The sequence below is a fragment of the Bifidobacterium sp. LH_413 genome (assembly GCF_056357015.1).
Genome location: NZ_JBKEVK010000002.1, coordinates 151,448 through 176,254, shown reverse-complemented (window position 1 = coordinate 176,254; position 24,807 = coordinate 151,448). Strand labels below are relative to the sequence as shown.

15 protein-coding genes are annotated in these 24,807 nt (G+C 64.4%); 12 read left to right on the top strand and 3 right to left on the bottom strand.

Going from position 1 to position 24,807, the window contains the following annotated elements; all coding sequences use genetic code 11:
- The first annotated feature begins 9 nt into the window (after positions 1-9).
- Positions 10-1,902: a nucleotidyltransferase domain-containing protein gene (locus tag AC1AYN_RS05045; protein WP_476532409.1), complete on the top strand. Its 1,893-nt coding sequence runs from the start codon at positions 10-12 to the stop codon at positions 1,900-1,902.
- Between the two features lie 174 nt (positions 1,903-2,076).
- Here the strand turns inward: AC1AYN_RS05045 and AC1AYN_RS05040 are convergent, their stop codons facing one another.
- Entirely contained in the window at positions 2,077-3,444 is a 1,368-nt protein-coding gene (locus AC1AYN_RS05040; protein WP_476532408.1) for an MATE family efflux transporter, read from the bottom strand.
- A 1,011-nt stretch (positions 3,445-4,455) separates the two neighbouring features.
- On the opposite strand from AC1AYN_RS05040, the gene AC1AYN_RS05035 reads away from it, so the two are divergent.
- From AC1AYN_RS05035 to AC1AYN_RS04995, 9 genes are all read left to right on the top strand, one after another.
- Positions 4,456-5,220 carry an aspartate kinase gene (locus AC1AYN_RS05035; RefSeq protein ID WP_163197055.1) on the top strand — a complete coding sequence of 255 codons (765 nt, stop codon included), beginning with the start codon at positions 4,456-4,458 and terminating at the stop codon, positions 5,218-5,220.
- 78 nt (positions 5,221-5,298) lie between these two features.
- Positions 5,299-5,868 carry an ACT domain-containing protein gene (locus tag AC1AYN_RS05030; RefSeq protein ID WP_476502978.1) on the top strand — a complete coding sequence of 190 codons (570 nt, stop codon included), beginning with the start codon at positions 5,299-5,301 and terminating at the stop codon, positions 5,866-5,868.
- A gap of 215 nt (positions 5,869-6,083) precedes the next feature.
- Complete coding sequence (gene cas9, locus AC1AYN_RS05025; protein ID WP_476532407.1) at positions 6,084-9,530, top strand: type II CRISPR RNA-guided endonuclease Cas9; 3,447 nt, start codon at positions 6,084-6,086, stop codon at positions 9,528-9,530.
- Between the two features lie 10 nt (positions 9,531-9,540).
- A complete protein-coding gene (cas1, locus tag AC1AYN_RS05020) occupies positions 9,541-10,446 on the top strand; it encodes a type II CRISPR-associated endonuclease Cas1 (protein WP_476532406.1) in 906 nt (301 codons plus the stop codon).
- The gene (cas2, locus tag AC1AYN_RS05015; RefSeq protein WP_476532405.1) at positions 10,443-10,775 is read left to right on the top strand and encodes a CRISPR-associated endonuclease Cas2; all 333 of its coding nucleotides are present in this window, start codon (positions 10,443-10,445) and stop codon (positions 10,773-10,775) included. The genes cas1 and cas2 overlap by 4 nt, the downstream gene beginning before the upstream one ends.
- A gap of 388 nt (positions 10,776-11,163) precedes the next feature.
- A complete protein-coding gene (locus tag AC1AYN_RS05010) occupies positions 11,164-11,496 on the top strand; it encodes a hypothetical protein (protein WP_476532404.1) in 333 nt (110 codons plus the stop codon).
- Positions 11,493-12,368 carry a zeta toxin family protein gene (locus AC1AYN_RS05005; protein WP_476532403.1) on the top strand — a complete coding sequence of 292 codons (876 nt, stop codon included), beginning with the start codon at positions 11,493-11,495 and terminating at the stop codon, positions 12,366-12,368. Before AC1AYN_RS05010 ends, AC1AYN_RS05005 begins: the two co-directional genes overlap by 4 nt.
- A gap of 442 nt (positions 12,369-12,810) precedes the next feature.
- A complete protein-coding gene (locus tag AC1AYN_RS05000) occupies positions 12,811-18,147 on the top strand; it encodes a S8 family peptidase (protein WP_476532402.1) in 5,337 nt (1,778 codons plus the stop codon).
- 164 nt (positions 18,148-18,311) lie between these two features.
- Positions 18,312-19,094: an ArsR/SmtB family transcription factor gene (locus tag AC1AYN_RS04995; RefSeq protein ID WP_476532401.1), complete on the top strand. Its 783-nt coding sequence runs from the start codon at positions 18,312-18,314 to the stop codon at positions 19,092-19,094.
- A gap of 55 nt (positions 19,095-19,149) precedes the next feature.
- Here the strand turns inward: AC1AYN_RS04995 and asd are convergent, their stop codons facing one another.
- Positions 19,150-20,244 carry an aspartate-semialdehyde dehydrogenase gene (asd, locus tag AC1AYN_RS04990; RefSeq protein WP_476532400.1) on the bottom strand — a complete coding sequence of 365 codons (1,095 nt, stop codon included), beginning with the start codon at positions 20,242-20,244 and terminating at the stop codon, positions 19,150-19,152.
- Between the two features lie 151 nt (positions 20,245-20,395).
- On the opposite strand from asd, the gene AC1AYN_RS04985 reads away from it, so the two are divergent.
- The gene (locus AC1AYN_RS04985) at positions 20,396-21,016 is read left to right on the top strand and encodes a DUF5701 family protein (protein ID WP_034530326.1); all 621 of its coding nucleotides are present in this window, start codon (positions 20,396-20,398) and stop codon (positions 21,014-21,016) included.
- 64 nt (positions 21,017-21,080) lie between these two features.
- Here AC1AYN_RS04985 and AC1AYN_RS04980 read toward each other — a convergent pair whose 3' ends face one another.
- Positions 21,081-22,490, bottom strand: coding sequence for a metallophosphoesterase family protein (locus tag AC1AYN_RS04980; RefSeq protein WP_476532583.1), 1,410 nt, complete (start codon positions 22,488-22,490; stop codon positions 21,081-21,083).
- Positions 22,491-22,651: 161 nt separating this feature from the next.
- Between AC1AYN_RS04980 and leuA the strand changes: the two genes are divergently transcribed.
- Entirely contained in the window at positions 22,652-24,571 is a 1,920-nt protein-coding gene (leuA, locus tag AC1AYN_RS04975) for a 2-isopropylmalate synthase (protein WP_476502970.1), read from the top strand.
- Positions 24,572-24,807: the final 236 nt, after the last annotated feature.

Here is a 24,807-nt window from a genome sequence, read left to right as displayed (position 1 = left end):
ACACGCGAAATGGCATCGGCGGTCGATGGTTTGAAGCAACGATTCATGGCGATGAGCCAGCCGGACGCGGACGGCGTCTACCGCGACGGCGCGGCGAAACGCAGGGCCCGCACCGAACTGGCGATGGACTGCCTCACGCGCCTGTGGGACGAGGCGAAGGCGAACGTCGACTTCGACGTGCCGGACCACGGCATCGGCCTTGCCGCCGTCGGCTCGCTCGCCCGCGGCCAGATCGGCCCCAGCTCCGACCTCGACCTCGTCCTCATCTACGACTCCCACGCCCTGAACGACCAGAAACTCAACGAACTCGCCAACAAGCTCTGGTACCCGCTGTGGGATTCCGGCCTCGACCTCGACCATTCGGTGCGCACCCGCCAACAATGCGAATCCGTGACCGACCATGACCTGCCCGCCGCGATGGGATGGCTCGACGTGGAGCCCGTCGCCGGCGACATCGACCTCATCAAAACCACCGCCGATTCGATTCTCGAACGCTGGCGCAAGGCCGCGCGCAAACGCCTGCCCGAACTGCTCGCCTCCGCCACGAGCCGCCTCGACGAGTTCGGCCGCCTCCAATACATCAACCAGCCGGACATCAAGGAGGCGCGCGGCGGCCTGCGCGACTCGGTGCTCGTCTCCGCGCTCGCCGTCTCCTGGCTCGCCGACCGCCCGCACGGCGCCTACGACGACGCGGTCGACCGGCTGCTCGACGTGCGCGATTGCATCCACCTGGTCGCGAACAAGGACACGAACCTGCTGCTCACCCCGTATCAGGACAAGGTCGCCGCGATGCTCGGCCTCGCCGATCCGACCCTGCCCGCGGGCGGCGAGCGCGAGGCGAAGTCGATCGACGACATGCAGACGCTGCTCGCGCGCATCGGCCGGCGCATCGCGTTCTCGCTCGACTCGACCGCCTCCCGCGCCGAGCATTCGCTCACGCACGAGAAGCCCCGGTTCGCGTTCTTCCAGATGATGTCGCAGCGTGCGGGCGGCCACCGCGAGGCGCCGAAGTTCGAGAAGGTCGCGCCCGGCGTGGCCGTCCACGAACATGAGATCGTGCTCGCGCCCGGCGCCGATCCGTCGCGCGACGCCTCGCTCGCGCTGCGCGTCGCGCTCGCCTCGGCGCGCCGCAAGCTGCCGATCAATCCGGGCACGTTGGAGAATCTGCGTCGATGCCCGATCCACAGCAATCAGTGGGATGCGACGACGCGTGACCTGTTCGTGCGATTGCTCGCGTCCGGTCCGGAGCTGATCCGCGTGTGGGAGGAGATCGATTTCGCCGACATCCCGGGCAAGTGGATGCCGGAATGGCTGGGCATCCGCAATCGTCCGTCGGTGTCGGCGGCGCACCGCTACACGATCGACCGTCACTCGGTGGAGGTCGTCTCGCGTCTCACGCGCGACATCGGATTCCCGTCAATCGCGGACCGCGAAGGCAGGTCCGCGGGCGTCGTGACCGGCGGCGCGGGCTCCAGCGCGCCGCAATACGATGACGCGCACTACACCGCGCTGCTGCTCGCCGGCATCCTGCACGACATCGGCAAGCGTTCCGGCGTCGCCGACCATGCGGCGGAGGGCGCGCGCCACGCGCCGGTGATCCTGAAGCGCATGGGCTATGACGCGGACACGATCCGCATGGCGACGCTGCTGGTGCGCGAGCATCTCACGTTGAGCGAGTTCGCGACCGGCCGCAATCCGAACGATCCGAACACCGGCTCCGACCTCGCGAACCGTCTGCGCCACGATCCGATGCTGCTCGACATGCTCTACGATCTGACGCGCGCCGACGGCTCCTCGCTCGGCGCGACCTCCGAGGAGGCCATCACGAAGAAATACGGCTGGAGCACGTGGCGCGAGACCCTCGTCAAGCAGATGGTCGCCGCCACCCGCTATCACCTGTAGTCCCGTTTGTCCCGGTTCCCTCCGCCGCCGTCACCTTTCAATCCCCGTCCGTCACGGTTCCTTCCATGTTTTGCCACGGAATACCGTGGAGAACCAAGGAGCGAGTCGTGACGGTCGTGGATGGGACCGTGACAATCAAGGACGTGAACTCGTCTTTATCTTGCGGCGGCCCGCTCAATCACCCATCCACGCGTCGCCGTGCGCGCGAATCCCGTTGAACGTCGCGCGCAATCCGATGAACACGACGTTCAGCACCGCCCACAACGCGACCATGCGCGCGGCCGGCGCGTCGAACGCCGCCGTGCCGGCGAGCGCGCCGACGCAGGCGAGCGCGAGCAGGTACGCGACGGCGGTCGCGCCGCACGTCGCGGCCAGATAGCGGTAGTCGCCGGCGCCGATGAGGATGCCGTCGAGCGCCCACATCCATCCGCACAACGGCAGGAACACGCCCTGCGTGACCATGCCGACGACGATCAGCGACTGGACGGCCGCGTCCGGCGAGAACAGGGGAGCGGCGGCGAAGCCGACCGCGATCATGCCGGCACCGATCGTCGCGCCCGCGACGGCGCCGGCGCGCGCGGCCGCGGCGGTCGTCGCGCGCGCACCGGCGCGACGTCGCGCGCCGAGTTCCGCGGCGACGAGCGCCTGGCCGGCGATGCCGATCGCGTCAAGCATGTTGAGCACGAAATTCCACGTCGCGTTGACCGCCTGGTATGCGGCGAGCACGGTCACGCCCATGCGCGCGGCGAGCATGACGGTCGCGACGAGGCATGCGCGCAGGGCGAGCGTGCGCAGGAACAGCGGCACTCCGTCTCCCGCGCTGTGCGCGATGCCGGCGAGCCGCGGGCGCACGGACGCGCCTTCCGCGCGCGACCACAGGATCGCGGGTACGGTGAGGAAGATTCCCATGAACCATTGCGCGATGAGCGTGGCCGCGCCGGAACCGGCGATGCCCCAGCCGAGCGCGATGACGAACAGGATGTCCAGCAGCGTGTTGACGATCGCGCCGGCGATGGCGGCGATCAGGGTGATGCGGACTTTCTGGAGTCCGCGGAAGATGCCGTTCGCCGCGTAGACGAGCAGCATGCCCGGCAGGCCGAAGACGATCGCGTCGAGATAGCGTTCCGCCTCGTCGAGGACGGGGCCTTCCGCGCCGAGCGCCGCGCACAGCGGCCGGTCCGCGAGGAACAGGATGACGGATACGACGACGCCGATGCCGAGCGCCAGCCACATGCCGTCGATGCCGGCTTCGAGGCCTTCGCGCCGGCGGCCCGCGCCGATGAGCCGCGCCACCTGCGAGGTGGTGCCGTAGGCGAGGAACACGCACAGTCCGACGGTGGTGAGGACGATCGTCGATCCGATGGACAGGCCGGCGAGCGAGGCCTCGCCGAGATGGCCGACGATGGCCGTGTCGATGAGGATGAACGCGGGTTCGGCGATGAGCTGCCCGAACGTCGGAATCGCCAGCGCCGCGATTCGCGCGGTAGTACGGCGGGTGTCCGGGAGCGGGGAGGTTTCGGAGTTGCCGGTGTCGGTGGTCATCTCGTGCTCCTGCTCGTCGTCGGTCGTTTCCGCCCGTCCACTGTAGTCGAGGGGATTCCAGCCTCCCGGCTCCCCTTGCCAGGGGAGCTGTCGGCGTAGCCGACTGAGGGGTAGTAGCCGGCTTCGCCGGCGTGGCGCAGCCCCGTTCACCGCCCGTTCATACGCGATTCCGATGCTGTTACCACGGTGTTACGTGTCGCGCAAGTCGGTGTCCATGGGTGGGAAAGTAATCCACACGTTATCCCCAAGTTATCCACCAAGTTATCCCCATAGTGTGGATAACTCAGTGGATTTCCACCGCCAAAACCGGCCGAAAATGTGGATAACTTTTTCTTATCCACAGCGTCATTCGGCGTGTCGCGGCGTGGCGGCGGCGGATTGTGGACAACCCGGTGGATAACCACCCGTTCTCCCACATCTAGTTGTGGACAACCCTCCCATGCGCCATATCTATGGTGGATAACCACAATGGGACCGCACCTTCCCTGCTCCCCCTCCAGGGGGAGCTGTCGCGCAAAGCGCGACTGAGGGGGTGTTCGAAAAGCGGCCAACACGGACCCCACACAAAACGAAAGGCCCGGCCGATGGGGGCCGGGCCTTTCGCGAAGGAGAGAGGAAGAAGAAAGAAGGTGTTCAGTTATCGTTATGGGGACGGGAAGAAGGGAAACGTCCTCGCCGGTCCGCTTTCGCCAGCCTCCGATGATGGACTTCATCGGTTCGGGCTTCCGTTCGCCGGTGATTACATATAACCGCGCGAACCTCAACGCAACGATGCGAAAACCTTGGAACACCATGGCAATCCCCATGGGATACGCCGACGACGCCCGTGTCGGGGCTCTCGGAGGCCGGCGCGCGGCCCGGAATGCCGGCAATCCCCGCGTGTCCGCATGGTGGTGTGGGTTCGCGGGCGGTTCACGCCGCTCCTTATAATCATTGCGTTTACGTAGCATATGCGGCAAACGCTCCCGTCCCACGAGAGGGCGGGAGGCAGCGGAAGAAGATTGGATAGCAGTGGCTCTCATCGTGCAGAAGTACGGCGGCTCGTCGGTCGCCGATACCGATTCGATCAAACGTGTGGCCAAGCGCGTCGTCGAAACGAAGAAAAAAGGCAACAAGGTCGCCGTGGTCGTCTCCGCGATGGGCGACACCACCGACGATCTCATCGATCAGGCGCTGAGCATCGACTCCAACCCGCCGGAGCGCGAGATGGACATGCTGATGACCGCCGGCGAACGCATCTCCATGAGCCTGCTCGCCATGGCCATCCACGCGGAAGGCAGCCGCGCCCACTCGTTCACCGGACAGCAGGCCGGCTTCTTCACCGACGCCCGCTACGGTGCCGCCCACATCAAAGCCGTCAAGCCGGACCGCGTGAAGAACGCGCTCTCCCTCGGCGACGTCGCCATCGTCGCCGGCTTCCAGGGCATCAACGCGAAGGGCGACGCGACCACGCTCGGCCGCGGCGGCTCCGACACGTCCGCCGTCGCGCTCGCCGTCGCGCTCGGCGCCGACATCTGCGAGATCTACACCGACGTGGACGGCATCTTCACCGCCGACCCGCGCATCGTGCCCACCGCGCGACGCATCCCGTACGCCGGCTACGACGCGATTCTCGAAATGGCGTCGTGCGGCTCGAAGGTACTCGCGCTGCGCTGCGTCGAATACGCGCAGCGATTCAACATGCCGCTGCACGTGCGCTCCTCCTTCTCGCACCGTCCCGGCACGCTCGTCGTGCCCGAGGGCGTCGACCCGCGCAGCCTGCCGAACATCGACTGACGCGACGCGACATCACGATTGAACAGATCGAACAGTAACGCAACGAAACGTAACGAAACCGAAAGCGACATCATCACCATGAGCGAGAACAACGACAACAAATCGATGGGCGACCTGTTCCCCGACCTCGGACCGGAGGCTCCGGTCATCTCCGGCATCGCGCACGACCGCAGCGAGGCGCTCGCCACCGTGCGCGGCGTGCCGAACGAGCCGGGCATGGCCGCGAAGGTGTTCACCGAGCTGGCCGCCGCCGGCATCAATGTGGACATGATCGTGCAGGCCGGCTCCTCCGCCGGCACCGCCGACATCTCCTTCACCGTGCCGGAGGCCTCCGTCAAGGCCGTTGAAAGCGCGCTGCTCGACGCGCATGAGGCGCTCGACTACAAGTCCTTCGACGTCGATCCGAACGTCGGCAAGGTCGCGGTCGTCGGCGTCGGCATGAAGACCCACTCGGGTCTCGCCGCCAAGTTCTTCCAGGCGCTGAGCGACAAGGGCATCAACGTGCTGATGATCTCCACCTCTGAGATCCGCATCGCCGCGCTCGTGCCGCTCGACCAGCTCAACGAGGCCGTCAAGGCCCTCCACACCGCCTACGGCCTCGACGCCGACAAGGTGGAAGCCGTGGTCTACGGCGGCACCGGTCGGTGATTCATAAGCCGAGCAAGTCGGGTGGAGCCCCCGTTGCGTGTCCCATGGGGATGCGGGTATAGTAGGCGGTGCTAATTCCCAATAAGAGCGGACATGTTAGCCGCTTTGATTGCTCGGCAGATTTTTTCTGTCAGGGGCGGGTCATATGACCCGCCCCATTTTTTGTTCCAGTAGTATGCCGGTATCAGCGGATTCTCGGAGTGGAGGAAAGAACCATGAAAGACATGCGGTACAGGATCGGCATCGATGTCGGGCTGAACTCGGTGGGATTGGCCGCGATCGAAGTCGACAGCAAGGACATGCCGGTACGCATCCTCAATGCGCAGTCAGTCATCCATGACGGCGGCGTCGACCCGACCAAGCAGAAGGAGGCTATCAGCCGGAAGAACATCGCCGGTGTGAGCCGACGGGCTCGGCGCATGATGCGTAACCGTCGCCAGCGCCTCGACCATCTCGACACTGCGCTCAAGCAGGCTGGGTATCCAATTGTTGAATCGGAGTCATTGACCGCACCGTTCGAGGAATGGCACGTGCGCGCCCGACTGGCCGAATCCTTCATCGAAGACGAGGCCACGCGGCGCGAGGAACTGTCCATCGCGCTACGCCATATCGCGCGGCACAGAGGATGGCGCAACCCGTACCATCGTGTGGAGTCGCTGTTGGTGGACAACCCGTATTCAGAGCAGTACGAGGAACTGAAGAAACGTGCGGAAGAACTTGCCGGCCGTACCGTAACGGGGAACCCCACACCGGCGCAGCTCGTCGTGGCTGTGCTGCTGTTCGGCTATGCGGAGCCGCCGCGCCTGCGCACCAGTACCAAACGCGGCGAGGGGTTGCTGCCGCGGCGGCTCATGCAGGAAGACAACGCGAACGAGCTGAAGCGCATCTTCGACGTGCAGCGCGTCCCACGCGGCGAATGGGAGCCGTTGTTCCGTGAAGTGTTCCGTGCGGTATCGCCTAGGGGGTCGGCGGAGAAGCATGTCGGTAGCGATCCGTTCGATTCTTCGCAGAAGCGTGCGCTGAAGGCATCATTGGCGTTCCAGCGGTATCGCATCATCAATGTGCTGACGAATCTGCGTATCCGGGAGGACGACGGGTATGAGCGGTCCTTGACGGTGGCCGAGAAGCAGTTGGCGTATGAGCTGCTCGCCTCCGATGCGAAGGACGACGTCACATGGATCGATGTCGCAGACCATCTCGGGTATGCAAGGAACCAGCTCAAAGGTGTCGGCAGTATGACCGAGGACGGTGAAGAGCGCATCTCCAGTACCCCGCCACGGCTGACGTCCCTGCAGCGCATCCGTGAGGCTGACAGGAAAATCTCCAAACCGCTGTTGAAGTGGTGGCAGGGCGCATCGGATACGGCGCAGGAGGCGATGATTCGATTGCTGTCCAATACCGTGGACTTCGACAAGGTCCATGATGATCTGGACTATGCCGACGCCATCGAGTTCGTCGACGCATTGGACGATGAGGCGATGGCCAAACTGGATTCGATTGACCTGCCTGCCGGCCGCGCCGCATACGGCGAGGAGACACTGCGGAAGCTCACAGAACGCATGCTGATCACCGACGACGACCTTCATGCCGCGCGCAAGGCGCTGTTCCACGTCTCCGATTACTGGAGGCCGGCGGCGGATCCTATCGGCACACCGTTGGGCAATCCTTCAGCGGATAGGGTCGTGAAGATCGTCAACCAGTGGTTGACGAATTGTCGTGGGCGTTGGGGCAACCCTGTGTCCGTGCAAGTCGAGCACGTGCGTTCCGGGTTCAAATCGGTGAAGACGGCACGGGAATATGAACGTGACAACGAGAAGCGGAGCGTCTACCGGGCCGGTCTCGCAAAGGAGCTGCGGGCAAGTGGATATGGCGACCGCAGGGATGACATCCGCGGATTCGAGGCGTTGCGACGTCAGGAATCTGATAGGAAGGATTGGGATCTGGATGTGCAGCGGCAGAATGGTCAGTGCCTGTACTGCGGACGTACGATTACGTTCAGGAATTGCGAGATGGACCACATCGTTCCCCGCTCGGGTTCAGGTTCCACCAATACCCGAGCGAATCTGGTGGCGGTGTGCAGCGATTGCAATGGGAACAAGTCGGGTACGCTTTTCTCAGCGTGGGTGAAAACCAAATGGGCACAGGAACGCGGCGTCAATCTGAAGGCCGTGCTTCAGCGGGTCGACAATATGCTGCGCGATTGCGATGCGAAGACATGGCGTCGTTTCCAGCAGGAAGTCAAGATGCGGCTCAGGCAGACCGAAAAGGACGATCCGATTGATGATCGTTCCATCGAATCGGTGGCATGGATGGCCAACGAGCTTCACCGCCGCATCGATTGGTATTTCAACGCGGAATATTATCGTGCCAGGTCCGATAAGGAACGCTCTGAAACGACCTTAGTGGATGTGAGGGTCTTCCGCGGGCAGATTACGTATTTTGCGCGCAAGGCGAGCGGGTTGGAGGAACGAATCCACTTCTTCGGTCCTCAGGGCAAGACGCGTCTCGACCGTCGCCATCATGCGGTGGATGCCGCCGTAATCGCATTGCTGCGGCCTTCCATAGCGGAGGCGCTGGTGGTACGTGATTCGATACGCGAGGCGTGGGCGATGAAGAAGCCGATTGGGGATCGACGTATTTGGACGGATTACCCATATGCGCCGTGCAAGGTCTATGCGTCGTACCAGTGGTGGTGCGAAGGCATGAGGCGACTGGCTGAACTACTCGATAAAGCGTTCGACCGCAATCGTGTGGTGGTGCGCCAGCCGTTGCGATTGCAACTGGGCAATTCGATAGCGCATGATGCGACGGTCAAGCCGTTGAAGCGGGTCCGTCTCGGCGATGCCATGGATGCCGATTTGATTCGCAGGGCCTCCACGCCTGCGTTGTGGTGTGCGCTCACCCGGCTTCCCGATTATGACGAGAAGACCGGTCTGCCAGTGAACGACATGCGATGGATCGCCGTGCACGGCACCCCATACACGGCCGATGATGAGGTAGAATTCTTCGATGGGCAGTCGGCGCAGGTCGCCGTCCGTGGCGGTTCCGCCGACATCGGATCGGCGATCCACCATGCGCGCGTGTACCGGTGTTGGAAGCAGAACGCCAAGGGTACTCGTAAGTACTGGTATGGCATGATTCGCGTATTCCAGGCGGATTTGTTGAAGTCCCGTGGGAGCGACTTGTTCTCCGCGCCGTTGCCGCCGCAATCGGTGTCGATACGCTGGGGTGAGCCGCGTACCGTGCAGGCGGTACAGTCCGGCAACGCCGAATATCTCGGCTGGCTGGTCGTCGGCGACGAAATTCACGTGGATCTTTCCCGAGGCAAACTCAAGGGACAGATCGGCGAGTTCGCTGACTGGTGTAGCGAATACTCGTATTCCATTGATACCGCGCGTTGCACTTGGGTGGTGGACGGGTTCATGACGAATAGCAAGCTGCGATTGCATCCACGATTGATAGCCGCTGAGGGATTGAAGAATGAGGTCGAAAAGCAAAGAGCCTCAAACAATGTCCAGAAGATAATCGGAGGATCCGGCTGGTTGCCTTCAGTTGATGTCTTTGGAGGTTTCGCTCCTACAGTGATTCGCCGCAACGCCTTGGGTGAACCTCGCTGGCATTCGAAGACCGGCATGCCGTGTTCGTGGCGATGGTCTGAGTAAGGCGGTCATCATGCAGAGCCAGTGGCGGGTTATCGACTGCACCGAGATGGCGGGGCGCATCTCGTACACGCGCGGCAATATGCGCGTGCAACGCGATGATGCCGATGCGTCTGTGGACGTGCCACTGGCTCAGACGGCCGTGGTACTGCTCGGATTGAAGGTGGCGTGCTCCGCCGCGGTGCTGCATGAGATGGCCCGGTATGGCGTGTCCGTCATGTTGTGCGATTGGCGTGGGGTGCCGGATGCGGCGCTTCACGCTTGGACGGACACGCCGACCACGGTCACGCAACGGCAGCTGGCACAGGTCGACATGACGTTGCCGCGTCGGAAGAACGCGTGGGGCAGGATCGTGCAGGCGAAGATACGCGGGCAGGCCGCTTGTCTGGACTCCCTCGGCCGCGACGGAGGCGGTTTGTTGCGTGGCATCGCCGCCTCCGTGCGTTCCGGAGACCCCTCCAACTGCGAAGGTCACGCGGCGAGAGAATACTGGCGGCGTGCGTTTCCTGCGGAAGAGGAATTCCGGCGTGTACCCGGTGAGGGAATCGGACGTAACGCGCAATTGGATTACGCCTATATGGTGTTGCGTGGGTTCGCCGTCAAAGCGGTGATATCGGCCGGGCTGATTCCTTCGCTTGGCATGCACCACCGGAATCGTGGCAATTATTTCTGTTTGGCGGATGACATTCTGGAGCCGTATCGTCCGGCGATTGACCGCAAGGTCGCGGAATTGAGCGTCGAGGATTCCCTATCGGACAGAAGTGCCAAGCGCCGGCTTGTGGAGGCGGTGAACCAGCAGTTGAACGGCACCGGCTTGACCATCCCCAGTTCGCTGAACGATTTCGCGCAACAATACGGTCTGTATTGCGAGGGGAAGATCGACAGGCTGCCTGTGCCGGAATACGTAGGTGCCGAATGAAAAAGGACGAGGACAGTGGTGGCATGTGGTGTCTGGTGATGTTCGATCTGCCGGTCAAGACCAAACAGCAGCGCAGAACGGCCACGGAGTTCAGGAACCTGCTGGTGGATATGGGCTACAGCATGGTACAGTATTCGGTTTACGCCAGATACACACCCAACCAGGCAGGAAATCGTGCGACGGTGAAGGCGATCAAAGCGGCATTGCCCGCTCGCGGGTACGTGCGCGTCCTGCACATCAGCGATCATCAATGGTCCTCCGCCCTGCGATTCGCCAACCTCGAACCGGAAGACGAACCGGAAACGCCGGACCTCTTCACGCTTTTCTAAACGCAAAAAGCGCCCAAACCCGCAGAAAATGGCCCCTCTCGGCAGGCTATCAAGTCTATCAAGAGGGGAGAATGCTAATTCCCAACCCGCTGTTTCTATGTCCAGGTTGGTCATCAAGTCTATCAAGAGGGGAGAATGCTAATTCCCAACTCGTTCGCCGCGACGCGCAGCTCGTCCGCAAGTCTATCAAGAGGGGAGAATGCTAATTCCCAACAGACGAGCGATCTCCTTACGCTGCTTTTCAAGTCTATCAAGAGGGGAGAATGCTAATTCCCAACATCTGCGGCTGGGTGAGCCAGTGCTTGACAAGTCTATCAAGAGGGGAGAATGCTAATACCTGCCTCGTTGTTCATACTAGAGAGGACAATGGGGCGGGAGGAGGTGCTTGATGGCTCAGACGGAATCCTATGACCCGATGATCTACGACGTGATGCGTGAGAGCGCGAACCGTTTGGTTGGCGAATACATGTACTTGGCGCACCGTACCAAGGACGTCATCATGCGCAACGCCCTGCTTGATGCGGTCAATGGCGTACGACGGGAAACTTCCATGGTGGATGTCGACAGCCGCAAGGCCGTCGAAGAGAAAACCCGGGAGTTCTCCCAACGCGCCGGTAAAATGCGCGAATTCAGAATCAATGGCCCGCAGATGGTTCATGAGCATATGGCCGTCAATCCTATTGCCGTGTCCGGTCGTTTCCCGAGGGAACGGATTTCGTGACCTCGTATATGCGGCTCACTTCCGATGAACTTGCCGAAATCTTTGATTCGTTCATTGCGCCGTCCTATAGAATCAACCCGTCGGATGCGCCTACTCTGTACATGGTCGGTGCTCAGCCCGGTGCGGGTAAGACCCGTGCAATAGCGAATGTCTCCATTGCCGATCCGGAAGCGAACGAGGTCAATGGAGATGATTTGCGCACCTATCATCCTGATTATGCGATCATGATGGATACGGATGCACTGCATATGCCGGATCTGACCAAAGATGCATCCGGTGCATGGGTGCGCATGAGTCTCGATTATCTTCGCTCCCATAGGACCAGCGTGATTGTCGAAACCACATTCGCGCATCCTGAAGCCAATGAACATACATTGGAAACTTTTCACGATGCTGGTTACCGTACGGTTGTTATCGTTGTCTGTACGCCTGCTGTTCTATCGCTGCTAGGCATCCTTGAGCGGTATGTTGATCAGGTCAAGAGGAACGGCGCCGGCCGGTGGACTAATCCCGCATACCATGATTATGTAGTACGGCAGTTGCCCAATAATGTCGCGCAGCTCATTCGCGGTCGGCATGTCGATAGGGTGTGGTTGGTCAATCGTCGTGGAACGACGTTGTCCAATATCGAGATTGATGAGACGAACTGGCCAATGGCGGCAACGGAGTACGTGAGCATTATCCAAGAACAGCTATCGGATAAATCTCTGGATAATGTGCATCGACGAATGGCGACAGCGACATTGAAGCATCTTACCGGCGAGATGGTTGCAGTGAGTGGTGCCGGAACCGACGCCATTGATTTGATGAAGCGTTTGCAATCCGAATTAAGCCATCGGCGTGAAGATGATGCTGATGGCCGCATGTCTTGATAGACTGACCTCGTTGTCGGAGGAATGAAGTCTATGTTGGGAATTAGCAAACACTCATCGTGGGCTTTGAAAGGTGTCAGTTGGCAGCGCTTTGAATGCGGCAATAGCGGATTAGGTTCATCGCTGAGTCTGGGTCAGAGAAGTCTCCGCACGATTTCGGCGACGGTGCAGGCGAGGATGAGTTCGATAAGTCCATTGAGAACGGTCGGGTCCATACCGGGTCCTTTCATTAAGAATTTTGTATAGACTTCACTATACACCACACTCGGGGGTTGTGCAACCGGCCCCACCCTACGGAATCTTGTCCACGTAGTGGATGCGTTATCGACTTGAAAAAATTTTCAAGTAGGATGTGGCGCATTCGGGAGCGGCAGGGAGTATCGACGTCCGCACCCGGAGAGCGCACGGCATCAGCCGCCGCTCGACATACGTGAGGAGAACCATGAAGAACACCATCCGGGCCAGGGCGCTCGCGATCGTCGCCGCGGTGGCGACGCTCGCGTCGATGTCCCTGACCGCGACCACGGCGCTCGCCGCCGAGCGGACCGCCGCGGACGCGAAACCCAGCGCAACCGCCAGCGCAGACGCGGGCTCGTTCGCCGACCAGTTCGGCTGGAAAAACGACCTCAACGCGCCCGACTCCATCATCAAGTCCGACAAGGGCGGCGACGCCGACATCGTCTATGACGCGCAGAAGGCGTCCGACAACCAGCTGACCCTCGACCCGTCGTCCATCGAACGCTACGCCTACTGGAACAGCTGCGTCACCGCCACCGGCACCGGCTTCGCCGCCGGCGAGCAGGTGGACTTCACCGACATCTCGCCGACTGGCAAGGCCCAGGGCTATGGTCCGTACACCGCCGACGACAACGGCAAGGTCACCGGCAAGCTGTGCGCCGGTTCGCAGGACACCGAAATCGGCGCGCACGCCATCAAGGCCGTCGGCCGCACCAGCAAGACCATCGCCGACGCCACCCTGCAGGTCACCGCCAACGCGCGCGAGACCGCGAAGATCACCATCGAGAACGGCGACCTGACCCAGGACCAGTTCATCGACCAGAAGATCCGCATCCGCGCCGAAGGCTATTCGCCCAACACCCGTCTGTCGGTCCTGCTGGAAGGCCCGGACGGTTCGATCATGAACCTCGCCGACACCGCCCACATCCGCACCGATGCGGATGGCGTGTACACCGACGCCCTGCAGTCCAACAGCGTGAACTACCCGGCCGGCACCTGGTACCTGTCCATCCAGGACCTGTCCGGCACCGGCATCTACGCGATGACCTCGTTCACCATCAAGCCCGGCAAGGAACGCCACCAGAGCAAGACGGTCGAACTGCGCTCCACGAAGCTCACGGCCGACGACCTCACCAAGAACGGCATGACGATGACCATGAAGGACTTCGCGCCCTTCGACGCGTTCGACGTCTACATGAAGCTGCCGAACCTCCAGGAAGGTCTCGTCGGCACCGCCCGCGCGAACGGCAACGGCGAATACACGAACGTCCTGACCGTCAATTCCGCCATTCTGGGCGAGTACACGGTCACCGCGCGCTCCCGCACCACCGGCGACTACGCGCGGAAGACCTTCATCGTGACCGATGATTCCGGCAACTATCCGCAGCCCATCGAGGCGAGCATCACCCCCGACAAGGTCTCCAAGGAGGACTTCGGCCCCGAGGGCAAGGGCGTGACCGTCTCGATGAAGAACGTGCCGGAGAACTACAACGGCACCATCACCGTGCTCAACTCGAAGATGAACCTGCAGCGTCTGGCCGATCCGAGCGTCGAGGACGGTTCCGGCAACTTCATGGTCTTCGTCAACCGCAAGGACGACGGCACCATCACGTATGCCGCGAAGCTCGCCGCCGAACCGGTCGACGATGTGTACAACATCCAGATCACCATCACGGGCGGCGGCCATTACGAGCGCGACATCACTGTCGGCGACCCGAAGACCGACGGCACCGGCGACGGCGCCGACGCGAACAACGGCGACACCGCCGGCCAGCCCGAGCAGGGCGGCCAGGTCTCCGAGGACATGGTGAAGGTCTCCGGCACCATGTCCGCGTTCATCCAGATCAAGGGCGCCAGCGCGCTCGACCAGAAGCTCGCCGCCGAATCGGAGCTCGGCCGCGCCCGCGTCTCCGACAAGGCCAAGGAGAAGCGCTCCACCGGCATCGCCAACGGCCAGGCCGACAAGGCCGAGAAGACCTCCGACGCCGTCTTCGACCAGCTCAAGGCGCTCGACCCGAACGCGAGCAGGCTGTACACGGCCTCCTACAGCGTGCCCGGCGTCGCCGTCCGCGCCGACGCCGCCGCGCTGAACACGCTGGCCGGCCAGTCGAACGACATCGTCAAGGTGTCGCCGATCGTCCAGCGTTTCGCGACCACCGCCGATACCCAGACGACCACGACCACCCAGTCCACCACCGCCTCCGCCGCCGAACCCGCCAACGCGAACAACGACACGATCGTCAACGCGCGCAAGACGTGGGTGAAGACCGGCAAGACCGGCAAGAACGTGAACATCGCGATCATCGACACCGGCATCGACTACACGCACGTGGACTTCGGCGGCACCGGCAATCCGATCGCCTACCGCACGGCGCAGTCGTACACCACCGACCCGCTCACCGACCCGTACCTGAAGACGCTGATCGACCCGGCCAAGTACAAGGGCGGCTACGACTTCGCCGGCGCCACGTACAACGCCGACTCGTCGGCCGCCGACACCGTCTACAACCCGTTCCCGGCCCCGGACGCCAACCCGATCGACGGCCCCGGCGGCGGCCACGGCACCCACGTGGCCGGCACGGCCGCGGGCTACGGCGAGAACGCCGACAAGACCACGTTCAAGGGCGACTACACGAAGCTCACCGACGACGATCTGCAGAAGATGGAGATCGGACCGGGCGCGGCCCCCGAAGCCGGCGTCTACATGCTCAAGGTCTTCGGCGACAACGGCGGCGCGACCGACGTGACCGGCGCCGCCCTCGACTGGGTGGCCGAGAAGCTGGCCAACAACGTCGACATCGACGTCGTGTCCATGTCGCTCGGCACCGCGTACGGCGCGATCGACGACCCGGACAGCGCCAAGATCGAGAAGATCGCCTCCTACGGCACCCTGTCCATCGCGGCCGCCGGCAACGACGGCGACTTCACCGACATCGGCGGCAGCCCGGCCTCCACGCCGAGCGCGCTCGCCGTGGCCGCCAGCCAGTCCGGCGGCTCCCGCCAGGACGCCATCAAGGTGGACGCCCCGAACGACCTCGCCGGCCAGTACGCGGGCCAGTACTCGCAGTACTTCCCGCAGGTCACGCCGACCTACTCCGTCACCGGCAAGGTCGTCAAGGTCGCCGATCCGGACAACCTGACCGGCTGCTCGCCCTACTCCGATGAGGACGCCGCCCGCGTCAAGGGCAACATCGCCTACGTCGAATGGGACGACAGCAACGTGCTGTGCGGTTCCGGCACGCGTTTCGACAACGCGTACAACGCAGGCGCGGCCGGCATCGTCTTCGCCTCGCAGGGCGACGTGCTGGAAAGCGGCATCGCCGGCAACTACTCCATCCCCGGCTTCCAGATGACCAAGACCACGGCCGACAAGCTCAAGCCGGCGCTCGACGCGGGCACGCTGGAGATCACCCTCTCCTCCGACTACGCGCACACGGTCAAGGCCAACTACCCGTCCTCCGCGGACACCATCGCCTCGTTCACGTCGCGCGGCGTGCATGGCTCGTATGACGGCACCGCCAAGCCCGACGTGGCCGCGCCCGGCGTGGGCGTCGTCTCCGCGGGCAACGGCACTGGCACCGAACTGGCGATCATGTCCGGCACGTCGATGGCCACGCCGCTCACCTCCGGCGTCGCGGCGCTCGTCCTCGAGGCGCACTCCGGCTGGTCCGGCCCGTCCAAGGCCACGAACCTCAAGGCGCAGCTGATCAACACTGCCGCGCACGACGTGACCACCGCCGGCGACGCCACCGGCAAGGGCAAGACCGCCTACGGCCCGCTGCGCGTCGGTTCCGGCCGCATCGACGCCTACGCCGCCGTGAACAACGACGTGCGCGTCGCCGCCGCCGACGACATCGAAGGCGTGACCGCGTCCTTCGGCATCGTCCAGGTCGGCAAGGCCGGCGTCACGCAGTCGAAGAAGCTGACCGTCACCAACGACTCCGACGTCGCGCGCACCTACAAGGTCGCCTACGCGGCCCGCACCGAGACGCCGGGCGTGACCTACACGCTCGACAAGTCGGAGGTCACCGTGGCCGCCCACGGCACGGCCGACGTCATCGTGACGCTGAACATCCCGGACGCCGCGAAGCTGCGCCACACGCTCGACAAGACGATGGACGCGAAGGTCGGCGGCCTCGACCGCTCCTACGTGACCGACGCGACCGGCGTCGTGACGTTCACCCCGGCGGACACCGACCAGACCGACGGCGCGTTCCCGCTGCGCGTGTCCGTCGTGGCCGCGCCGAAGCCCGTCACCGAGACGACCACCGAGATCGCCTTCGCCGACGCGGACGCCAAGCAGGGCGAGCTCAAGGTCTCCGGCCACGGCGTGAACCAAGGCGACGGCTCCGAAGCCTACGTGGGCCGTCTGGGCGCGTTCCAGCTGGGCGCGACCGACCCGGTCGACGTGTACGGCAACGAGCAGGACCTCACCGCCAAGCGCAGCATCAGCGCGGCCGACATCCGCGCGGTGGGCGCCGCCACGACCGCCCCGCAGCTCGACGATCCGTCGCAGGGCTACCTTGCGTTCGGCATCCAGACCCAGCAGAGCTGGTCCCGCCTCGGCACCACCGTGTTCCCGGTCGTCTACTTCGACGTGAGCGGCGACGGCCGCCCCGACTTCGTGACCACCGTGAGCACCAGCCCGTACGGTTCCAGCGCGGACACCGTGTATGCGGTCACCTCCGACGTGGCGTCGAACAGCCTCGCGGACATCGAGCCCATCGACGACGCGTCGATTTCCGACTCGAACACGCTGGTGCTGCCGGTCAAGCTCGCCAACCTCGGCTACACGGCGACCACCACGGCCACGACGATCCGCTACCAGGTCTCGATGCAGTCGATCTACGCGGCGCATGACGACGCCGACGCGAACTACCGCAAGGACTACGTCGCCGACACCGCGCCCCAGGCCACGTTCGACGTGTACCACCCGGACCTGTGGTTCGGCGAGGCCGACGGCCAGGCGAACGGCACGCTCCTGCAGGAGGACAAGGCCGGCACGATCGCCGCGCATCGTGGCGAATCCGCGACCGCCAAGGACGCCAAGGCGCTCGTCCTGCACCTGCGCGGCGCCGTCCCGGACGTCACCGGCTCCGCCCCGACCATCGACACGCCCGCCGTGAACGATGGCGGCCAGAAGCCCGCCAAGACCGACAAGTCGAAGCTCGAAGCCGCCATCGCCAAGGCCGAGAAGCTGAACGCCGCCGACTACGAGTCCGCCTCGTGGAACGCGCTGACCGCCGCGCTCGAATCCGCGAAGCGCGTGAACGCCGACGCGAACGCCCGGCAGAACCAGATCGACGATGCGACGGCCGCGCTGCTCGCCGCGATCGACGGTCTGCGCAAGGCCGGTCCCGGCGACCAGCACGGCGGCGAGGGCATCGTCACCGGCGGTGACGCGGATACGGCAGGCAGGCTCCCGATCACGGGTGCCGGCATCGCCGCCCTCATCGTCATCGCGACGATGCTCGCGATCGCCGGTGCGAGCGTCGCGAAATCGCGTTCTGGCAACGGCACCGCACGTCACGGCGCCAAGTGACGCTTCCGGCGTCCCGCCATCCCGCGTTCACGCGTGACGCGTGCGAAGCACGCCACGCGTGAACCGGGAATTCCCGAAAACCGCCTATCCGCCGCGTTCCGGCGTTCCGGTCGCGCATCACGCGCGCACCGCTACAATGGACGCGGACAGATAGGCGGTTCTTCATGGAAGCGATACGACACGACGCCGCGCGCGACGACGCGACGTCACCCGACACCACGCGATCCGGCACATCCGATGCCGGCGTTCCCACCGATATCAGCGATTCCACTGATTCCGTTCCCACCGATTCCCACGTTCCCATGGATTTCCCCGCCGAATTGAAGATCACCGATCCCGACGTCATCTCGATGCTGTCGAACCCCACACGACTGCTTGTGCTCGAGGAACTGTACGACCGCCAGGAACCGCGCACGGCCACGCAGCTGTCGCAGCTGGCCGGCGTCTCGCCCAGTTCGATGAGCTACCATCTGCGCCTGCTCGGCAAGGCCGGGCTGATCCGCCGCGCCGACGACGACGGCGTGCGCCGGCGCGAGATGCCGTGGCGCGCGGCCGCGAAGAGCTTCAGTTTCGCCGTGAGCGCGCAACCCGATCCGATGGTGCGCATGCGGCTGATGGACGGCATCCTGCGCGCGCTGCGCATGCGCATCGGCGCGGTCATGGACGCCAGCGCCGCCGTGCCGATCGAAGAGCGGCGCGAACGCTACCCGTACACGCCGCTGAGCACCGGCAACCTCATCCTCGACCGGGACGAACTGCTGCAGGTGCAGCGGGAGATCTGGGCGGTGTGGGAGCGCTACGAGAAACTCAGCGAGAAGCGGAACGCCGCCGACTACGACTATCGGATCGCCTACACGTGGTCGTGCCTGCCGCTGGACCCGGACGCGAAGGCCCGCGCCTCGGACGGAGCCGATGGCGCGGGCCTTGACGGGTCTTCGCGGGGTTGAGGGCGCGGGGGAGACGAATGCGTCTGCTCCCGCTGCCGCCGCTACTGCTTCGTGACTACTTCTTCGTGATGTAGCCGAGGGCCTTGAGCATCTCGGCGCATTCGAGCGCGCCGCCGGCGGCGCCGCGCAGCGTGTTGTGGGCGAGGCCGACGAACTTCCAGTCGAAGATCGAATCCTCGCGCAGGCGGCCGATCGAGACGCCCATGCCGCCCTCATAGTCCACGTCCAGCTTGACCTGCGGACGGTCGTCCTCGGTCAGGTACTGGATGAAGTGCTTCGGCGCGTGCGGCAGGCCGAGACGGGCCGCCTCCGACGTGTAGTTGACGAGACGGTCGACGAGCTCCTCCTTCGTCGCCTTCTTGCCGAAGTTGATGAACACGGTCGCGGTGTGGCCGTCGAGCACGGGAACGCGGATGCACTGCGACGTGATGCGCAGCGGGCCGTCGAACGGGACGATCTCGCCCTTCTCCGCATCCACGTGGCCGAACACCTTGAGCGGCTCCTTCTCGCTCTTCGCCTCCTCGCCGGAGATGAACGGGATGATGTTGCCCACCATCTCGGGCCAGTCCTTGAACGTCTTGCCCGCGCCGGAGATCGCCTGGTAGGTGCTCACGACCACCTCGCGCGGCTCGAACTCCTTCCACGCGGCCAGCGCCGGCGTATACGCCTGGATCGAGCAGTTCGGCTTGACGGCGATGAATCCGCGCGTCGTGCCGAGACGCTTGCGCTGATGCTCGATCACCGCGAAATGCTCCGGGTTGATCTCCGGCACGACCATCGGCACGTCCGGGGTCCAGCGGTGCGCGCTGTTGTTCGAGACGACCGGCGTCTCCGTCTTCGCGTACCGCTCCTCGATCGCGCGGATCTGGTCCTTCGGCATGTTCACCGCGGAGAACATGAAGTCGACGCCCGCGGCGACCTTCTCGGCCTCGTCGCCGTCGACCACCGTCATGTGCTTGACGTATTCGGGCATCGGCGCTTCCATCTTCCAACGGTCGCCGACCGCCTCCTCATACGTCTTGCCGGCGGAATGCGCGGACGCGGCGAGCGTCGTCACCTCGAACCACGGATGGTTCTCCAGCAGCGTGATGAAACGCTGGCCGACCATGCCGGTCGCGCCGAGCACGCCGACCTTCAGTTTTTCGGACATAGCAAACCCCTTGGGTGAGATGGATGGGCGATTACACACGTGAATCTCCATTCTACGGAACCGTCCGGGGCGTGGCGCACGCGTTTCCGCATGATGGCCTGCGCGCGGTACGGTGGTGCGGTACGCCGTGGCGCGCGGTACGCTAGGAGGCATGTCGATTGCATCTCAGGAAGCGCGCAAACAGCTTGACCGGATCGTGGCGTTGGGGTACCCGGATGTGGCGGATATGAGCGCCGCGGCGTTCCGCGCGCTCGCGAACCCGCTCATCGAGGCGTTGGAACATTCCGATCTCGGTACGAACATCCTGCTGGTGCCGACGCGCGAGCTCGTCTCGCCGGAGTCGCTGATCGCGCGAACCTCCATCTACCGCATGGCCGGCTTCACGACGATGCCGCCGCGCGACATCGCCAGCTTCCTGCCGCAGGACGGCTTCGAGCCGCCGGAAGGCCCGTTCTACTTGGTCGTCGACCCGCATACCGGCACCTGCTATGTGAACCGTGAGCCGGACGTGGCGCGCAAGCTCATCGACTCGGACGAGCGTCTGCCGCTCACGTTGGAGGAGGGTCTCGCGATCGCCACGCAGCACCCGGAATGGCTGCTCGAGAAGAACGGCTTCAACCTGCTCGGATCGCGTTCCGCCGATGGCCGCGTGCCGAGCATCTGGATGAGCCAGAACGCGCCGCGCCTGGGCGCGGTCTGGCCGAACTCCCGCCACACCTGGCTCGGCAACGCCTACTGCATCGCCCGGCGAGGCGTGAGCCTGTTCATCTGAGGGAGGACCCCCTCAGTCGGCCGGAGGCCGACAGCTCCCCCTGAAGGGGGCGCAGGACCCCTTCCTATCGTCTGCCGCGATTGCGGAAGGCGGTTTTCGTCAGCCAATAGGCGCCCGCGCCGATGAGCGCGGCGATTGTGGCGAATACTTCGGGGCGACGCAGTTCGTTGCGCACGGTGGCGCCGTCGGTCACGCAATGGTCCTCGAACCACACGCGCAGCTCATTGCCGGAGTAGCGGCCGACCAGGTCGCCCCACGTGAGCATGTGCGTCACGTAGTCGACCGGATTCTCCTCGTGGAACTCGAACAGGCGGATGCCGCGGTGGCGTGACTTCGGCCCGTAGCATTCGAATCCGCAGGTCGGCGCATACCCGAGGTCGATGCCGTCCGCATGCCCGACGAACGCGTTCTTGTGGTCATGGCCGCAGAACAGCGCGAAATAGCCGCCGGCCTCGCGCATCGCGTCGACCTCGCCCACGTTCTCGTCGGCGCAGCCGATCGCCTCGCCGAGCCGCGAGCCGGGCAGACACTTGGATTCGTCGAGCACGTAGCAACGTCCCGCGTGCGTGCGTGCGCCCTCCACCGCGTTCGGCGTCCAGGCGGGCACCTCCTTCAACACGTCGTAGAACTCCTGCGGCGGGATGTGCTGGAACGCGATCGTCGGCACCGGTCTGCCGTCGCCGTTGCGGTCGCGCATCGCGGCCTGCGAGGACTTCAGCCACGCAATCGCCTCGGGCGAGGGGGTGCCGTAGCCGTCGGAGTCGGAGAGATCGAGACGGCGCGGGTTCGTCGCGTACAGCGGGTATTGCGCGTCGCGTTCGGCGGGCGTGTTCCGGTCCGCGTAGTCGCCGGAGTCGATCATCGTGACACTCATCGCGATGCGCCCCGATCCGTCGGACGCCTCGATCGGCATCGCGAACGTGCCCGGTCCGAACGCGAGACCGTCGGCGTCCGACGCCGCGGCGTCCGGATTCATGCATCCGGGGAATTCGCGGTAGATGCCATCCTGTTCGTCGGTGAGCACGCCGCATTGGAAGTCATGGTTGCCGTAGGTCGCGGCGAACGGGACGCCCGCGTTCATCACCGGGCCGAGGAACGCGGCGAACGTAGCGCGCACCTTGCGTCGCGTGTCGTCCATGAGCTCGTCGAGCGTGACGACGTCGTCGACGGGAGGCACGCTCGGGTCGCGGCGTTGCGCCATGCGCCGCCGCACGCCCTGCAGTTTCGCCTCGATCTCGGTGATGAGGCGGACGCGCGCGCCCGGGTTCTCGCCTCGGCGGCGCAGGAACGTGTCGATGTACGCGGGGTCGTAGCCGCGGATCTGGTCGCCGGTGAAGACGACGAGATCGGGGTCGGCGACGTGGATCGCCTCCTCGATGAGACGGATCGTGTCCTTGTCGACCTCCGGCTTGTCCTGGATGTCGGCCATCTGCAGCACGCGGAACGTGCCGTCCTTGCGAAAACGCAGTGTCATGGCACTCATGCTAGTCGTTTTTGGAACCGGCGAGGCGTTGGGACGCGGCGTAGGTAGGATGGGGGATTGCGCATGTTACATGCGCGTAAACGGATATACGCCGGGAATTCCGGCGGAAATGGCCGCCGGGAGACGGCCACGCACCAAGCAAAGGAGGAACGATGGGTCAGGATCAATCATCGGTATTCGATCTCGCGGCGGTCGCCGCAGCGTCCAACGGAGGGAACAACGACCCGCTGCTGCCTCCCGCGCGCTTCATCGGCGACCCGCAGAAGCCGAGCAAGATGCCGTACAACAAGTACGTCGCCTACGACAAGCAGGTGCCGTTCGACTACCCGGAGCGCACTTGGCCGGGCAAGAAGCTCCAGCGCGCGCCCCGCTGGTGCTCCGTCGACCTGCGCGACGGCAACCAGGCGCTCGTCAACCCGATGGACTCCGAGCGCAAGCTGCGCTTCTGGAACCTGCTCGTCTCCATGGGCTTCAAGGAGATCGAGGTGGGCTTCCCGTCCGCCTCCGAAACCGACTTCGACTTCATCCGCATGCTCATCGAGCGTGAGCTGATTCCGGACGACGTCACCATCGTCGTGCTCACCCAGTGCCGCGAGCACCTGATTCGCCGCACCTACGAGGCGCTCAAGGGCGCCAAGCGCGCGGTCGTCCACTTCTACAACTCCGTCTCCGTGCTGCAGCGCGAGGTCGTGTTCCGCAAGAACAAGGCGGAGATCAAGAAGCTCGCCACCGACGCGGCCGAACTGTGCAAGAGCCTTGAGGGCGAGGCCAAGGGCATCGACCTCTACTACGAGTACTCGCCGGAATCGTTCACCGGCACCGAGCCGGAGTACGCCGTCGAGGTGTGCAACGCGGTCATCGACGTCATCAAGCCGACGCCCGAGCACCCGATGATCATCAACCTGCCGGCCACCGTCGAGATGACCACGCCGAACGTGTTCGCCGACGAGGTCGAGTACGTCTCCACCCACCTGCAGGACCGCGACTCCATCGTGCTGTCCCTCCACCCGCACAACGACGAGGGCATGGGCGTGGCCGCCACCGAGCTGGCCGTGCTCGCCGGCGCCGACCGCGTCGAAGGCTGCCTGCTCGGCAACGGCGAGCGCACCGGCAACGTCGACCTCGTCACGCTGGGCCTCAACCTGCTCACGCAGGGCGTCGACCCGCAGATCGACTACTCGAACGTGCCGGAGATCCGCAAGACCGTCGAATACTGCAACCAGATCAAGATCTCCGAGCGCCACCCGTACGCGGGCAACTTCGTGTTCACCGCGTTCTCCGGCTCCCACCAGGACGCCATCAAGAAGGGCCTCGAAGCCCGTCAGGTGGCCGCCGACCGCGCCGGCGCGAACCTCGACGACTTCGTCTGGCTCGTGCCGTACCTGCCGATCGACCCGAAGGACATCGGCCGCACGTACGAGGCGATCATCCGCGTCAACTCGCAGTCCGGCAAGGGCGGCATGGCGTACCTGCTCAAGACGAACCACAACCTCGACCTGCCGAAGCGCCTGCAGGTGGAGTTCGACAAGATCGTGCAGAAGTACGCGGACGACACGAAGAAGGAAGTCAAGGACGAGGACATCTGGCGTCTCTTCAAGGACGAGTACCTGCCGGTCGAGCAGTCGGGCATGACCGCCGCCGGCGTGGTCGTCGGCGACACGCACGACGAGACGCTCGCCCCGTGGGGCCGCCTCAAGCTGCTCAAGGTGTCCGTCTCCTCTGGCGAGGACGGCTCCGACACCGTGCTCAAGGCGAAGGTCCTCGACCGCGGCATCAACGTCGGCAAGGACGAGGAGCAGGTGCGCGAGGTCTCCGGCATCGGCAACGGCCCGATCGCCGCGTTCCTCAACGCGCTCGCCAACTTCGGCATCGAAGCCTCCGTGATGGACTACGTGGAGCACACCATGTCCGTCGGCACGGACGCGATGGCCGCCTCCTACGTCGAATGCCAGGTGGGCGAGGACGCGGACGCGCAGATCATCTGGGGCGTCGGCATCGACTCCTCGATCATCACGAGCTCGCTCAAGGCGATCATCTCCGCGATCAACCGCGCCAACGCCGGCCGTCGCTGAAGACGTATACAATGGCCCCCTCTGACGAGGGGGCTGTCGGCCGTAGGCCGACTGGTGGAGAGACAGCGGCCGCAGGCCGCGGGGAAACGGAATCGGCCTTCGGCCGATGCGATATTCCCGCGGCCTGCGGCCGCTCTTCTTCTCTCCCCCAGTCCGCTCACGCGGACAGCCCCCTCGTCAGAGGGGGCCATTATGTACCCCCTCAGTCGGCCTTTGGCCGACAGCTCCCCCTGAGA

Bases quoted from the DNA above. Each gene is read 5' to 3' on its own strand.
- AC1AYN_RS05000 (WP_476532402.1), top strand. From the start codon at position 12,811: ATGAAGAACACCATCCGGGCCAGGGCGCTCGCGATCGTCGCCGCGGTG.
- AC1AYN_RS05040 (WP_476532408.1), bottom strand. From the start codon at position 3,444: ATGACCACCGACACCGGCAACTCCGAAACCTCCCCGCTCCCGGACACC.
- leuA (WP_476502970.1), top strand. From the start codon at position 22,652: ATGGGTCAGGATCAATCATCGGTATTCGATCTCGCGGCGGTCGCCGCA.
- cas1 (WP_476532406.1), top strand. From the start codon at position 9,541: ATGCAGAGCCAGTGGCGGGTTATCGACTGCACCGAGATGGCGGGGCGC.
- asd (WP_476532400.1), bottom strand. From the start codon at position 20,244: ATGTCCGAAAAACTGAAGGTCGGCGTGCTCGGCGCGACCGGCATGGTC.
- cas2 (WP_476532405.1), top strand. From the start codon at position 10,443: ATGAAAAAGGACGAGGACAGTGGTGGCATGTGGTGTCTGGTGATGTTC.
- AC1AYN_RS04995 (WP_476532401.1), top strand. From the start codon at position 18,312: ATGGAAGCGATACGACACGACGCCGCGCGCGACGACGCGACGTCACCC.
- AC1AYN_RS05010 (WP_476532404.1), top strand. From the start codon at position 11,164: ATGGCTCAGACGGAATCCTATGACCCGATGATCTACGACGTGATGCGT.
- AC1AYN_RS05030 (WP_476502978.1), top strand. From the start codon at position 5,299: ATGAGCGAGAACAACGACAACAAATCGATGGGCGACCTGTTCCCCGAC.
- AC1AYN_RS05045 (WP_476532409.1), top strand. From the start codon at position 10: ATGGCATCGGCGGTCGATGGTTTGAAGCAACGATTCATGGCGATGAGC.
- AC1AYN_RS04985 (WP_034530326.1), top strand. From the start codon at position 20,396: ATGTCGATTGCATCTCAGGAAGCGCGCAAACAGCTTGACCGGATCGTG.
- cas9 (WP_476532407.1), top strand. From the start codon at position 6,084: ATGAAAGACATGCGGTACAGGATCGGCATCGATGTCGGGCTGAACTCG.
- AC1AYN_RS04980 (WP_476532583.1), bottom strand. From the start codon at position 22,490: ATGACACTGCGTTTTCGCAAGGACGGCACGTTCCGCGTGCTGCAGATG.